The organism is Streptomyces sp. R41 (genome assembly GCF_041053055.1).
Lineage (GTDB): Bacteria > Actinomycetota > Actinomycetes > Streptomycetales > Streptomycetaceae > Streptomyces.
This window is the reverse complement of sequence record NZ_CP163443.1, coordinates 5,296,452-5,310,627: the sequence shown is the minus strand read 5'-3', so window position 1 is coordinate 5,310,627 and position 14,176 is coordinate 5,296,452. Positions and strand designations below refer to the sequence as shown.

General features: G+C 67.6%; 12 protein-coding genes. 8 read left to right on the top strand and 4 right to left on the bottom strand.

From position 1 onward, the window contains the following. Window positions 1-79: 79 nt before the first annotated feature. Entirely contained in the window at window positions 80-2,791 is a 2,712-nt protein-coding gene (locus tag AB5J53_RS24325) for a transglycosylase domain-containing protein (protein WP_369247770.1), read from the top strand. A 118-nt stretch (window positions 2,792-2,909) separates the two neighbouring features. Continuing rightward, window positions 2,910-4,415, top strand: coding sequence for a glycosyltransferase family 87 protein (locus AB5J53_RS24320; protein ID WP_369247769.1), 1,506 nt, complete (start codon window positions 2,910-2,912; stop codon window positions 4,413-4,415). A 93-nt stretch (window positions 4,416-4,508) separates the two neighbouring features. Here AB5J53_RS24320 and AB5J53_RS24315 read toward each other — a convergent pair whose 3' ends face one another. From AB5J53_RS24315 to AB5J53_RS24305, 3 genes are all read right to left on the bottom strand, one after another. Continuing rightward, window positions 4,509-5,540 (bottom strand): alanine racemase, encoded by a 1,032-nt coding sequence (locus tag AB5J53_RS24315; RefSeq protein ID WP_369247768.1) that lies wholly within the window; start codon window positions 5,538-5,540, stop codon window positions 4,509-4,511. A 128-nt stretch (window positions 5,541-5,668) separates the two neighbouring features. Then, window positions 5,669-6,790 (bottom strand): peptidoglycan bridge formation glycyltransferase FemX, encoded by a 1,122-nt coding sequence (gene femX / locus AB5J53_RS24310; protein WP_369247767.1) that lies wholly within the window; start codon window positions 6,788-6,790, stop codon window positions 5,669-5,671. 163 nt (window positions 6,791-6,953) lie between these two features. Then, complete coding sequence (locus AB5J53_RS24305; RefSeq protein WP_369247766.1) at window positions 6,954-7,274, bottom strand: hypothetical protein; 321 nt, start codon at window positions 7,272-7,274, stop codon at window positions 6,954-6,956. 286 nt (window positions 7,275-7,560) lie between these two features. Between AB5J53_RS24305 and rpsF the strand changes: the two genes are divergently transcribed. The 4 genes from rpsF to rplI all read left to right on the top strand — a co-directional run bounded on the left by rpsF (window position 7,561) and on the right by rplI (window position 9,275). Next, window positions 7,561-7,851 (top strand): 30S ribosomal protein S6, encoded by a 291-nt coding sequence (rpsF, locus tag AB5J53_RS24300; protein ID WP_004950685.1) that lies wholly within the window; start codon window positions 7,561-7,563, stop codon window positions 7,849-7,851. A 71-nt stretch (window positions 7,852-7,922) separates the two neighbouring features. Next, window positions 7,923-8,516, top strand: a complete 594-nt coding sequence (locus AB5J53_RS24295) for a single-stranded DNA-binding protein (protein ID WP_369247765.1) — start codon at window positions 7,923-7,925, stop codon at window positions 8,514-8,516. Between the two features lie 57 nt (window positions 8,517-8,573). Then, window positions 8,574-8,810 carry a 30S ribosomal protein S18 gene (gene rpsR / locus AB5J53_RS24290; RefSeq protein WP_003949403.1) on the top strand — a complete coding sequence of 79 codons (237 nt, stop codon included), beginning with the start codon at window positions 8,574-8,576 and terminating at the stop codon, window positions 8,808-8,810. Between the two features lie 18 nt (window positions 8,811-8,828). Next, window positions 8,829-9,275 carry a 50S ribosomal protein L9 gene (rplI, locus tag AB5J53_RS24285; protein ID WP_189187153.1) on the top strand — a complete coding sequence of 149 codons (447 nt, stop codon included), beginning with the start codon at window positions 8,829-8,831 and terminating at the stop codon, window positions 9,273-9,275. A gap of 139 nt (window positions 9,276-9,414) precedes the next feature. Here rplI and AB5J53_RS24280 read toward each other — a convergent pair whose 3' ends face one another. After that, window positions 9,415-10,752: an MATE family efflux transporter gene (locus AB5J53_RS24280; RefSeq protein WP_369247764.1), complete on the bottom strand. Its 1,338-nt coding sequence runs from the start codon at window positions 10,750-10,752 to the stop codon at window positions 9,415-9,417. Between the two features lie 459 nt (window positions 10,753-11,211). Here AB5J53_RS24280 and dnaB point away from each other — a divergent pair, with 459 nt between their 5' ends. Together dnaB and AB5J53_RS24270 are read left to right on the top strand one after the other, a co-directional pair. Next, entirely contained in the window at window positions 11,212-12,687 is a 1,476-nt protein-coding gene (dnaB, locus tag AB5J53_RS24275) for a replicative DNA helicase (protein WP_369247763.1), read from the top strand. Between the two features lie 71 nt (window positions 12,688-12,758). Next, a complete protein-coding gene (locus AB5J53_RS24270; protein WP_369247762.1) occupies window positions 12,759-14,144 on the top strand; it encodes a serine hydrolase domain-containing protein in 1,386 nt (461 codons plus the stop codon). Window positions 14,145-14,176: the final 32 nt, after the last annotated feature.

Sequence of the window (14,176 nt, the reverse complement as noted above, 5' to 3'; positions counted from 1 at the left end):
TCCGTACTTCGGGGGGACCGGAAACCAGCCGCCGTTTCCAGGCGCGCATGGGTGCGCCTGCCCGAGGAGTAATCGTTCGATGAGCGAGCACCGTCGCAAACTGCCGCAGCCGCAGGAAGGCGGACGTGCCGCGGCCCGACGCGGCCAGCCCGGCGCGTCCTCCGGTCGCCGTGCGGCACCGCGAGGCGCCACCGGGTCTCCTTCCGACTCCTATGGGTCGGGGGGTGAAGAGCGCCCGTACGGTGGCCGTGCCGAGGCCCGGCGGGCGGCACAGAGAAGTAGTGGCGGAAGCCGACGCAGAGCGGCCGACGGCGCGGGCCGAGGTGGCGCCGGAGGCGGCCGACGCGGTGGCCCCCCGGGCCCGAACGGGCCGGGGCGCGGTCGAGGCCGTGCCTCCGGGCCTGCCAAGAAGCGCTTCATCGACTACCCGCGCGCGGGCAAGTACGGAGCCGCGCGCTGGGTCCCGTCCTGGAAGCTCGTGACGGGAGTGTTCATCGGCTTCTTCGGCAGCCTGGTGGCGATCGCGGGTGTCGCGTACGCGATGGTGGGCGTCCCGGACCTCGCGAAAACCGCCAAGGCGCAGAACAACGTCTACTACTGGGCCAACAACAAGCCGATGGTCGCCACCGGCGGTGAGACGAACCGCCAGATCATCAGCTACGCGCAGATCCCCAAGGAGATGCGGTACGCGGTCATGTCGGCCGAGAACAAGACGTTCGAGACCGACAGCGGCATCGACCCGATGGGTATCGCCCGCGCCTTCGTCAACATGGCCAAGGGCGGCCAGACGCAGGGTGGCTCCACCATCACCCAGCAGTACGTGAAGAACGCGATGCTGGACGACCAGTCGCAGACGATCTCCCGGAAGTTCAAGGAGCTGTTCGTCTCCATAAAGGTCGGTGCCTCTGTGCCCAAGGAGGACATCATGGCCGGCTACCTGAACTCCGCCTACTACGGTCGCAACGCCTACGGCATCCAGGCGGCGGCGCGCGCCTACTTCAACAAGGACGCCACGAATCTGAGCCCGAGCGAGTGCGCCTTCCTGGCGGCGGTGCTCAAGGGCGCCACGTACTACGACCCGGCGGGCGCCCAGTCGATAGACCCGGTGAACGCCACTCCGCAGGCCAACCGCAAGCGCGCCGAGGCCCGCTGGAAGTGGATCCTCGACGAAGAGGTCAAGGACAAGCGCCTGACCGCCGCGGAGCGGAGCAAGTACACCACGTTCCCCACGGTTCAGCCCCCGCGGTCGAACGTCGCGCTGAGCGGACAGATCGGCTACCTCGTCGACCTGGCCAATTCGTACCTCATCAACAACAGCGACAAGACCGGCATCACCGCGGACAAGCTCCAGCAGGGCGGTTACGAGATCCACACGACCTTCGACAAGACGAAGGTCGACGCGCTCCAGTCCGCCGTGAAGAAGGTCCAGAAGGCCAACATCAAGCCCAAGCTGCGCCCGAAGACGGACAAGTACGTCCAGTTCGGCGGGGCCTCCGTCGACCCGGACACCGGCGCGATCAAGGCCATCTACGGCGGTGAGGACGCGACCAAGCACTTCACCAACAATGCCGACCAGACCGGTGCTCAGGTGGGTTCGACGTTCAAGCCCTTCGTGCTCGCGGCAGCCATGTCGTGGGGTGCCCGTGATCCCGACGGCGACCCGGTCCAGGCGCAGGACGAACGCACCATCGTCTCGCCGAAGAGCCTGTACAGCGGCAAGAACGAGCTGAAGATCAAGGACTACGACGGCACCGACTGGAAGGACGACAAGGGCAAGGAGTGGCTGCAGAAGAACGACGGTGAGCAGTCGTACAACCCGCCCAGCTACAAGATCGACCTGCGTGAGGCGATGCGCGAGTCCGTCAACTCCGCCTATGTCCAGCTGGGCATGGACGTCGGTCTGGACAAGGTGAAGGATGCCGTCCTGAGCGCCGGCATCAAGGAGTCGAGTCTCGCCAGCGCCAACTATCCCTCCTTCTCCCTTGGTACCTCCTCCCCGAGCGCGATCCGTATGGCCGGCGCGTACGCGACCTTCGCGGCCAGTGGCAAGCAGCGTGACCCGTACTCGGTCGACAAGGTCACCGACAAGGACGGCACGGTCTTCCAGCACACCGACATCGAGAAGACCAAGATCGCCTTCACCGAGCAGGTCGCCGACAACGTCACCGACGTCCTGAAGACAGTTGTCGAGAAGGGAACCGGTACCAACGCCCAGCTGACCGGTCGTGAAGTGGCCGGTAAGACCGGTACCACCGACGGCAACAAGTCCGCCTGGTTCGTCGGATACACCCCTCAGCTGTCGACCGCGATCGGCATGTACCGCATGGACGACGACGAGACCAAGAAGAACCGCGAGTTCTTGCAGATGTACGGCACTGGTGGCGAGAAGACCATCCACGGTGCCTCGTTCCCGTCCCAGATCTGGCGGGACTACATGGAGCAGGCGCTCAAGGACCAGCCCGTGAAGGACTTCCCGACCCCCGAGCCGATCGGCGAGGTCCTCAACGACACCCCGAGCCCGAGCGTGACCCCCTCGCCCACCGAGAGTGCCACGGAGAGTGCGACGCCGACTCCGACCCCCAGCGAGAGTCTGACGTCTCCCTCACCCTCGGTGAGCGAGACCTGCAAGAAGTGGGACTTGAACTGCGGCAGTACCGGCGGGACGGACACGGGTGGCACGGACACCGGTGGAACCGACGGAGGGGTGAGCGCCACACCGACGGAGACCACGACCACCGGGAACTCCAGAGGCAACGGCAACGGAGGAATCTTCGGCGGGCCGAACGGATAGCCGCCTCCGTGCGTGTTTCACGTGAAACACGCCGTTTCACGTGAAACAAGGGCCGCTGCACCGACCAGGTGCGGCGGCCCTCGTCGTATTCCTAGCTGCGTACGGCAGGATGTGCGGCATGCCCAGTGCAGAGACGACGCGAGCGAGCGCGCACGAGCCGGAGCTGGTACGGCCGACCAAGGAGGACGAGGTCGCCGCGAGCGGCAGTGAGCTGATCGGTGGCCCCATCGGGCGGCGAGCCCTGCTCGGGACGTCCTGGTGGACGCCCGTGCGGGTCGTCGCGCTCGTCGCTATCGGCATGTTCGCCCTCGGCATGGTGCAGAAGCTGCCGTGCTACGACGGTGGCTGGTTCTTCGGAGCCAGCTCGCAGTACACGCACGCCTGCTACTCCGACATCCCGCACCTCTACCAGGGTCGCGGCTTCGCCGACGGTCTTGTGCCGTACTTCGACAAGATCCCCGGCGACATGGACTACCTCGAGTACCCGGTGCTGACCGGTGTGTTCATGGAGGTCGCGGCCTGGCTCACCCCGGGCAGCGGGAGCATCCAGGACCAGGAGCAGATCTACTGGATGGTCAACGCCGGGATGCTGATGGTGTGCGCGGCGGTCATCGCCGTGTGCACCGCGCGCACCCACCGCCGGCGCCCCTGGGACGGCCTCCTGGTCGCCCTCGCGCCCGCCTTCGCGCTCACGGCCACCATCAACTGGGATCTTCTCGCCGTGGCCCTGCTGGCCGCCGCGATGCTCATGTGGTCGCGGGGCCGGGTTCTGGCGTTCGGGGTGCTGATCGGGCTTGCCACGGCCGCCAAGTTCTACCCGTTCCTGGTGCTCGGACCGCTCTTCCTGCTGTGCTGGCGGGCCGGCAAGTGGCGCGAGTTCGGAACCGCGCTGCTCGGCGCCGTCGGCGCCTGGCTCGCCGTGAACCTTCCGGTGATGTACTTCGCGCCGGAAGGCTGGGCGAAGTTCTACAGCTTCAGCCACGACCGCGGCGTCGACTTCGGATCGGTGTTCCTGTTCATCTCGCAGTGGCTGAAGATCACGATCACCTTCGAGACGGCGAACAACTGGGCGCTGATCATGATGCTGCTCATCTGCGTGGGCCTGACCGCGCTCACGCTCACCGCCCCGCGCCGCCCCCGCTTCGCCCAGCTCGCTTTCCTGATCGTCGCGGCCTTCATCCTCACCAACAAGGTCTACTCGCCCCAGTACGTCCTGTGGCTGGTTCCCCTCGCCGCGCTGGCCCGCCCGCGCTGGCGGGACTTCCTGATCTGGCAGGCGTGCGAGGTCGCGTACTTCCTGGGCATCTGGACGTACCTCGCGTACACGACCAGTGGGGACGCCCACAAGGGTCTGCCCACCGACGGGTACCAAGTCGCCATCGCCGTCCACCTGCTGGGGACGCTGTACCTGTGCGCCGTGGTCGTACGCGACATCTTCATGCCGGAGCGCGACATGGTGCGCCGAGCCGGTGACGACGATCCATCGGGGGGTGTCCTGGACGGTGCCGAGGACGTCTTCGTACTCGGTGCCGCAGCCCATCCGCCGCGGCACGCGGCGCACTTCGACGGGTCGCAGGTCGAGTGGGGCAGCCGGAGCGCGGCAGCCGGAGACAGTTCGCCCTGAGCGAACAGGGCGTAGGGAAGCCACGCAAAAGGCCGTACACGCTGTCCGTGTACGGCCTTTCTGCTGTGTCCGAGCGGGGCGAGCCCTGGGGGGTCAGCGTTCGACGATGCGGTCGAACTGCGTGGTGGTGTGCCGCAGATGGGCCACCAACTCGTCGCCGACCCTCGGCTCCGTGGCGTCCGCGGGCACGAAGAGGATCGAGACCTGCATGTGCGGGGGTTCCGCGAACCAGCGCTGCTTGCCCGCCCAGACGAACGGCGAAAGGTTCCGGTTGACCGTCGCGAGGCCGGCGCGGGCGACGCCCTTGGCGCGCGGCATGACGCCGTGCAGCGCCTTCGGGGCCTCCAGACCCACTCCGTGCGACGTACCGCCCGCGACGACGACCAGCCAGCCGTCGGAGGCCGCCTTCTGCTGCCGGTAGCCGAAGCGGTCGCCCTTGGAGACGCGTGTGACGTCCAGGACGGCTCCGCGGTACTCGGTCGCCTCGTGGTCCCCCAGCCACAGCCGCGTGCCGATACGGGCGCGGAAGCGGGTCTGCGGGAACTGCTGCTGGAGACGGGCCAGTTCCTCGGCCTTGAGGTGGCTGACGAACATCGTGTGCAGCGGCAGGCGGGCGGCGCGCAGGCGGTCCATCCAGCCGATGACCTCCTCGACGGCGTCCGAGCCGTCGGTGCGGTCCAGCGGCAGGTGGATGGCGAAGCCCTCCAGCCGGACGTTCTCTATGGCGGAGTGCAGGTGGGGCAGATCCTGCTCGCTCACGCCGTGCCGCTTCATCGAGGACATCACCTCGATGACGACACGGGCCCCCACAAGGCCGTACACGCCGTCCACGGACGACACGGAGCGGATGACGCGGTCAGGCAGCGGCACGGGCTCCTCGCCCCGCCTGAACGGCGTCAGGACCAGCAGGTCGCCGCCGAACCAGTCCTTGATCCGGGCGGCTTCGTAGGTGGTGCCGACGGCGAGGACGTCCGAGCCCAGGCGGGTGGCCTCGTCCGCGAGCCGCTCGTGGCCGAAGCCATAGCCGTTGCCCTTGCAGACGGGGACCAGCCCCGGAAACTGCTCGGACACGTGCTTGTGGTGTGCCCGCCAGCGCGCGGTGTCGACGTAGAGCGTGAGCGCCATGGCCGGTCCCGGAACCTTTCTCGTGGCTGCGGTGTATCAGAGGTATGAAAGGAAATTGTGGCGGATTCGCCGGACCGACGGGGCGACGCCGTGCCGGATCAGCGGCTTGGCATGCGGTTCGGGCTGGCTCAGCGGCGAGACATGTAGATGTCGAGCGCCTTGTGGAGCAGCTTGTTCAGCGGGAAGTCCCACTCGCCGAGGTACTCGGCGGCCTGCCCACCCGTGCCCACCTTGAACTGGATCAGGCCGAAGAGGTGATCGGTCTCGTCCAGCGAGTCGGAGATGCCGCGCAGGTCGTAGACGGTCGCCCCCAGGGCGTACGCGTCGCGCAGCATCCGCCACTGCATCGCGTTCGAGGGCCGGACCTCGCGGCCGATGTTGTCCGAGGCGCCGTACGAGTACCAGACGTGCCCGCCGACGACCAGCATCGTCGCGGCCGACAGGTTCACGCCGTCGTGGCGCGCGAAGTACAGCCGCATGCGGTTGGGGTCCTCGGTGTTGAGGGCCGTCCACATGCGCTGGAAGTACGACAGCGGGCGGGGCCGGAAGTGGTCGCGGACGGCGGTGATCTCGTACAGCCGCTGCCACTCCTCCAGGTCCTGGTAGCCGCCCTGGACGACCTCGACGCCCGCCTTCTCGGCCTTCTTGATATTGCGGCGCCACAGCTGGTTGAAGTTCTTGTGGACCTCTTCCAGGGAGCGGTTGGCCAGCGGCACCTGGAAGACGTAGCGGGGCTGCACGTCGCCGAAGCCGGCGCCGCCGTCCTCGCCCTGCTGCCAGCCCATGCGGCGCAGCTTGTCGGCGACCTCGAAGGCGCGCGGCTCGATGAAGTCCGCCTCGATGTCGCGCAGGCGCTTCACGTCCGGGTTCTGGATGCCGCCCTTGATGGACGTGGCCTCCCAGCGCCGAATGATCACCGGCGGGCCCATCTTCACGGAGAAGGCGCCCTGCTGCTTGAGGTGCGCGAGCATCGGCTGCAGCCAGTCGTCGAGGTTCGGCGCGAACCAGTTGATGACCGGACCCTCGGGCAGATAGGCGAGATAGCGCTTGATCTTGGGCAGCTGGCGGTACAGCACCAGACCCGCGCCGACCATCTCGCCGGTCCTGTCGTCGAACCAGCCGAGGTTCTCGGAGCGCCACTCCGCCTTGACGTCTGCCCAGGCCGGGACCTGCATGTGGCTCGCCGCGGGCAGGCTCTGGATGTATGCCAGATGCTGCTCTCGGCTGATGGTCCTCAGGGTCAGACTCATTCGGGGCGCTCCTCGGGCTGGTGTGTCCCCATGGGTACAGGGGCTCCGGCTCTCGCGCCGAAGCCTACTGCGCCCTGGGAGCGCCCCGAATGGCTGTATGGAACCTGCGTGCCGGGGACGGATGGAGAAGAGTCCCGGAGGCAGGGGAAAACGGGTGTTCGGGTTAGAAGAGGCCGCCGAAGAGGCCCCCATGGGCCATGCCGAGGAAGAAGCCGACGGCCGATGCGCCCAGCCCCAGAATCAGCCCGAAGCGTTCACGCGTCGTCTCGGAGATGAACTGCCCGTACGCACCGGTGAGGATTCCCACCAGGCCGGCCCAGGAGCTGATCAGATGCAGGCTGTCGAACATCGCCGTGACGAAGGCCATGATCCCGAGCACCAGGGTCACCGCGAGCAAGGTGTCCTGGAGCGGATGGGCCTTGCCATCCGTGGCGAAGAGGGAGCCGGTGGAGCCTGTGGTGTTGGGTCGCAATACCTGTGCCATGAGGCACCTCCTGCGGAAGGCGGCGCATCGTAGCGCCATACACACCCGATGTGTACAGATTGACGGTCAACCCGGTCGGATTTCAACCGGAAGCCGGTGTGCAGGTAGTCTGTACCGTCTGCACCGGTGTCTGCCCAGGCCAAGGCCAGGTCACGACAGGGATTCCCGCTCGGTCCACCGACGGGGAGCCCGATTGTCAGTGGCGGCCGATACCGTTGCGTACGCATCACAACCCTCCTGCCACGGAACGACCGTGGCCGCTGAGTCCAAAGGAGGTGGGTTCCACATGCGTCACTACGAGGTGATGGTCATCCTCGACCCCGATCTCGAGGAGCGCGCTGTCTCTCCGCTGATCGAGAACTTCCTCTCCGTTGTCCGTGAGGGCAATGGAAAGGTCGAGAAGGTCGACACCTGGGGCCGTCGTCGTCTCGCGTACGAGATCAAGAAGAAGCCCGAGGGCATCTACTCGGTCATCGACCTGCAGGCCGAGCCTGCGGTCGTCAAGGAGCTCGACCGCCAGATGAACCTGAACGAGTCGGTCCTCCGGACCAAGGTCCTCCGTCCCGAGACCCACTGAGCTCTGCTCAGCTGATCTCGGGCATCGAGTAGCACAAGCAGCCAGCAGCAAACCCGCCGAGAGGTTCCCCCATGGCAGGCGAGACCGTCATCACGGTCGTCGGCAATCTTGTCGACGACCCCGAGCTGCGCTTCACCCCTTCCGGTGCGGCGGTCGCGAAGTTTCGTGTCGCGTCCACTCCCCGCACCTTCGACCGTCAGACCAATGAGTGGAAGGACGGCGAGAGCCTGTTCCTGACCTGCTCGGTCTGGCGTCAGGCGGCGGAGAACGTCGCCGAATCGCTCCAGCGAGGCATGCGCGTCATCGTGCAGGGCCGGCTGAAGCAGCGGTCCTACGAGGACCGTGAGGGCGTCAAGCGCACGGTCTACGAGCTGGACGTCGAGGAAGTCGGCGCCAGCCTGAAGAACGCCACGGCCAAGGTCACCAAGACCACTGGTCGAGGCGGCCAGGGCGGTTACGCCGGCGGTGGCGGCGGCCAGCAGGGCGGCGGCTGGGGCGGAAGCTCCGGCGGCGGTCAGCAGCAGGGTGGCGGCGCTCCCGCCGAAGACCCCTGGGCGACCAGCGCCCCTGCCGGTGGCAACCAGGGCGGCGGCGGTGGCGGTGGCGGCTGGGGCGGAAGCTCCGGCGGCTCCGGCGGCGGCTACTCGGACGAGCCCCCCTTCTAGGCCCCTGGGCCGAGGGTGGGTCGTACCCCCACTTCTTGATCACACAGGAGATACACCATGGCGAAGCCGCCTGTGCGCAAGCCGAAGAAGAAGGTCTGCGCTTTCTGCAAGGACAAGGTCACGTACGTGGACTACAAGGACACGAACATGCTGCGGAAGTTCATTTCCGACCGCGGCAAGATCCGTGCCCGCCGCGTGACCGGCAACTGCACGCAGCACCAGCGTGACGTCGCCACGGCCGTGAAGAACAGCCGTGAGATGGCGCTGCTGCCCTACACCTCCACCGCGCGATAAGGGAAGGGTGACCGACACATGAAGATCATCCTCACCCACGAGGTCTCCGGCCTCGGTGCCGCGGGCGACGTCGTCGACGTCAAGGACGGTTACGCTCGCAACTACCTGATCCCGCGGAACTTCGCGATCCGCTGGACCAAGGGCGGCGAGAAGGACGTCGAGCAGATTCGTCGCGCTCGCAAGATCCACGAGATCGCGACCATCGAGCAGGCCAACGAGATCAAGGCCCGCCTCGAAGGCGTCAAGGTCCGCCTGGCCGTTCGCTCCGGCGACGCCGGTCGTCTCTTCGGTTCCGTCACCCCGGCCGACATCGCCTCGGCGATCAAGGCTTCCGGTGGCCCCGAGGTCGACAAGCGCCGCATCGAGCTGGGCGCGCCGATCAAGACTCTGGGCGCCCACGAGACGTCCGTGCGTCTGCACCCCGAGGTTGCCGCCAAGGTCAACATCGAGGTTGTCGCTGCCTGAGTGCAGCGCTCGGCATAGCTGAGAGAAGGGCCGCACCCCTCGGGGTGCGGCCCTTCTACGTTTCGCGAGCATGAGGCTGCGTTTCACGGGGATGCCGGCACTCGTTGTTTCACGTGAAACGGGGTTTCACGTGAAACGGTCAGCGCGTCGCGCCCGTGACGATCCAGCGGCCCGAGCGAGAACGCAGCCACAGGGTCAGCATCCGTATCGTCATCATCAGCGTCATGGCTCCCCAGAGTGCGGTGAGACCGCCGCCGAGTGTGGGGACGAGTAGTGCGACGGGAGCGAAGGCCGCCAGGGTGAGCAGCATGGCCCACGCCAGGTATGGCCCGTCCCCCGCTCCCATCAGGACACCGTCCAGGACGAAGACGATGCCGCAGATCGGTTGCGAGACGGCCACCATCAACAAGGCGGGCAGCGCAGCGTCTCGCACGGTCGAATCGCTGCTGAAGAGAGGCAGGAAGAGGGGACGAGCGGCGATGACCAGGAGGCCGAGTGCGAGTCCAGTGGCGATGCCCCACTGCACCATGCGGCGGCAGGCCTCGCGGGCGCCTCGGGCATCGTCCGCGCCGAGATAGCGCCCGATGATGGCCTGTCCGGCGATGGCGATCGCGTCGAGCGCGAAGGCGAGCAGACTCCACAGCGAGAGGACGATCTGGTGCGCCGCCATCTCGGCGTCCCCGAGCCGCGCGGCGACCGCCGTGGCGATCATGAGAATGGCCCGCAGCGACAGCGTGCGCACGAGAAGAGGCGCGCCTGCCTGGGCGCAGGCCCGTATCCCGGCGGCATCCGGCCGCAGCGAGGCACCGTGCTTCCGCGCTCCCCGGATGACGACGTACAGATAGACGGCGGCCATGCCGCACTGAGCGATGACGGTGCCCCAGGCGGAGCCCGCGATGCCCAGGTCGGCGCCGTAGACGAGGCCCACGTTGAGGGCGGCGTTGGCGACGAAGCCCCCGACGGCCACGTAGAGCGGGGTCTTTGTGTCCTGCAGTCCGCGCAGGACGCCGGTGGCGGCGAGCACGACGAGCATGGCAGGGATGCCGAGCGTCGAGATCCGCAGATAGGTGGTGGCGTACGGAGCGGCGGTGTCGGAGGCGCCGAACAGTTCCATGAGGGCGGGTGCCGTGGGCAGGACGACGGCGATGACGGCTGCGCCGATCAGCAGGGCGAGCCAGATGCCGTCCATGCCTTGGCGAATCGCGGCCCGCAGATCGCCCGCGCCGACACGGCGGGCGACGGCGGCCGTGGTGGCGTAGGCGAGGAACACGAAGACGCCGACGGCGGTCATGAGGAGCGCCGAGGCGACGCCGAGACCGGCCAGCTGCGCGGTGCCGAGATGGCCGACGATGGCGCTGTCGGCCATTACGAAGAGAGGCTCGGCGACGAGTGCGCCGAAGGCCGGAACGGCCAGCGCGACGATCTCTCGGTCGTGCCGGCGTCGGGCGGCCTGGGGTGCCGCGGGAGCCTGTGTCATGAGCACCAATCTAATCTTCCACAGGTAAGAGATGCAATGTCAAAAGGACCCTTACTCACTCTCTGGTGGGGTGTGCCGACGCGTACCGTTTGCAGCGATCTTGGTCCGACCGGGAAAGTTTTTCTTCTGCACAGCCGGTGGACGGGAAAGTAGCAGGTCAGAGCCGGTTCGCCGGAGGGTCTGAGGGCTTGTTCACAGGGCTGTCCACCGGGTCGTGCACAGGTTTTGTGGGGTTCTCCACAGCATCCGGGCCGTCGTCCACATGGCCTGTGGATAACCAGATTGGCTGACGGTGCCCGCGGGCCTAACGTGGTGCGGCACCCGCTCTCTCCTCCGTCCTCGGAAACCTGGCAAAACCGACGCGTCAGAACCGGAGTTGGGCATCTCAATTGTCAGTGCCGTGCCGTAGAAATGAGGGGCACGGTTAGGTCCGCTCGGCGGACGGGAGGAGGTGGCTCGGTGAGTATTTCCGAGCCCTTGGACGACCCCTGGGCCGACAGCGGTCCCAGTGATCGTCTGCCCTCTTCCCGCCGGCACAGCAACGGTGGCCGCGGCCGAGACGAACAGCACGACCGCGACCGGGACAGTGGCTCGTGGGAGGGCGGAGGTTCGTCCTTCGAGCGCGTGCCGCCCCAGGACCTGGACGCCGAGCAGTCCGTCCTCGGCGGCATGCTCCTGTCCAAGGACGCCATCGCCGATGTCGTCGAAGTACTCAAGGGCCACGATTTCTACCGGCCCGCGCACGAGACCATCTACGGGGCGATCCTCGACCTGTACGCGAAGGGCGAGCCGGCCGACCCCATCACGGTCGCGGCCGAGCTCACCAAGCGCGGCGAGATCACGAAGGTCGGCGGCGCACCGTATCTCCACACCCTGGTGCAGACCGTCCCGACCGCGGCGAATGCCGAGTACTACGCGGAGATCGTGCACGAGCGGGCGGTCCTGCGCCGCCTGGTCGAGGCGGGTACGCGCATCACTCAGATGGGATACGCGGCCGACGGCGACGTCGACGAGATCGTGAACAGCGCCCAGGCGGAGATCTATGCCGTCACCGAGCAGCGCACCACCGAGGACTATCTGCCGCTCGGCGACATCATGGAGGGCGCGCTCGACGAGATCGAGGCGATCGGTTCGCGGTCGGGGGAGATGACCGGCGTGCCGACCGGCTTCACCGACCTCGACTCACTCACCAACGGTCTGCACCCGGGCCAGATGATCATCATCGCGGCCCGTCCCGCCATGGGTAAGTCGACGCTGGCCCTGGACTTCGCCCGGGCCTGCTCGATCAAGCACAACATGCCCAGCGTGATCTTCTCGCTCGAAATGGGCCGCAACGAGATCGCGATGCGTCTGCTGTCGGCCGAGGCGCGCGTGGCCCTGCACCACATGAGGTCCGGCACGATGACCGACGAGGACTGGACCCGGCTCGCGCGCCGCATGCCAGACGTCTCGGCCGCCCCGCTCTACATCGACGACTCTCCGAACCTGTCGATGATGGAGATCCGCGCCAAGTGCCGTCGCCTCAAGCAGCGCAACGACCTGAAGCTCGTGGTCATCGACTATCTGCAGCTGATGCAGTCGGGCGGCAAGCGGTCCGAGAGCCGCCAGCAGGAAGTCTCCGACATGTCGCGAAACCTGAAGCTGCTCGCCAAGGAGCTGGAGCTGCCGGTGATCGCGCTGTCGCAGCTCAACCGTGGTCCCGAGCAGCGTACGGACAAGAAGCCGATGGTTTCCGACCTGCGTGAGTCCGGATCGATCGAGCAGGATGCGGACATGGTGATCCTGCTGCACCGCGAGGATGCGTACGAGAAGGAGTCACCGCGCGCGGGCGAGGCGGACATCATCGTCGGCAAGCACCGTAACGGCCCGACGGCCACGATCACGGTGGCCTTCCAGGGCCACTACTCGCGCTTCGTGGACATGGCGCAGACCTGATCCGACGCCCTGCGGGGTGGCCTCGGGTTAATGCGCTCGACGTGCGGTGCCGGGCCGGGTGGACTGGTGTCATGACGACACCTCAGGATGATCTCCTTCCCGCCACGCGCCGGGGTCTGCTGCACCGTATCGCCGTCGCACAGACCGAAGGGCGGGCGCCGTCGCTGGTCGCGGCGGTCGTCCGGGGCGGGCAGACGGTGTGGAACGGGGCACGGACCTCGGTGGACGGGCACGGGCCCGACGAGAACGTGCAGTACCGGATCGGCTCCATTACCAAGACCTTCACCGCCGTACTCGTACTGCGGTTGCGTGACGAGGGCGTGCTGGACCTCGGTGACCCGCTGGAGAAGCATCTGCCCGGTACCGGCGCGGGGGAGATCACCATTGCCGAACTGCTCGCGCACACCGGCGGTTTGGCCGCCGAGTCTCCCGCACCCTGGTGGGAGCGCACGCCCGGCTCGCTCCGCCCCGAGCTGTCCGACGTCCTGGGCGAGCAGCCCTTCCGGCACCCGGTAGGGCGCCGGCACCACTACTCGAACCCCGGCTACACGCTCTTGGGCGCGCTGGTCGAGGAGTTGCGGGGCGCCCCCTGGGAGGAGGTGCTGCGGTGCGAGGTGCTCGAACCGCTGGGCCTGCACCGTACGAGCGGTCGGCCGCAGGCTCCGCACGCGGGAGGCTGGGCCGTCCACCCCTGGGCGGACGTGATGATGTCCGAACCCACGCAGGATCTCGGCCGAATGGCTCCGGCCGGACAACTGTGGTCCACCACCGCGGACTTGGCGCGCTTCGCCGTCTTCCTGGCCCGGGGTGACGACCGGGTGCTGAGCGCGGAGTCCGTACGGGAGATGCGTACGCCTGCCGCGCCGCCCGAGGCGGCAGAGCTGGCCGCCGGTTCCGCCTACGGCCTCGGCATGCAGATCCTGCACCGAGACGGTCGGATGCTCGTCGGACACTCCGGCTCCCTGCCGGGCTTCCTGGCCGGCCTGGTGATCGGTGTGGAGGACGACGTGGCGGCGGTCGTGCTGTCCAACTGCACCTCGGGGCCACCCGTGTTGACCGTCGCCGCCGATCTCGTACGGATCGTTGCGGAGGCCGAGCCCAGGATCCCCGAACCCTGGCGTCCCATGACTGAAGCCGACAGCTCCGTACTGGAGTTGGTGGGGCAGTGGTATTGGGGGACTCAGGCGTTCGGGTTGCGGTTGGTGGCCGGCAGGGACGTGGCGTTGGGGCCGCTGTCCGGCATCGGTCGGGGCGCCCGGTTCCGGGCGAACGGTGACGGGACCTGGACGGGGCTCGACGGCTACTACGCGGGGGAGTTGCTGCGGGCCGTACGGCGCCAGGACGGCTCCGTGAGCCATCTCGACCTCGGGTCGTTCGTCTTCACGCGCCAGCCCTACGACGACGGGGCTCCTGTGCCGGGTGGGGTGGATCCGGAGGGCTGGCGGGGGATTCAGTAGACCGCGTCAGCGTGAGGGGCGGCCTGTTTCAC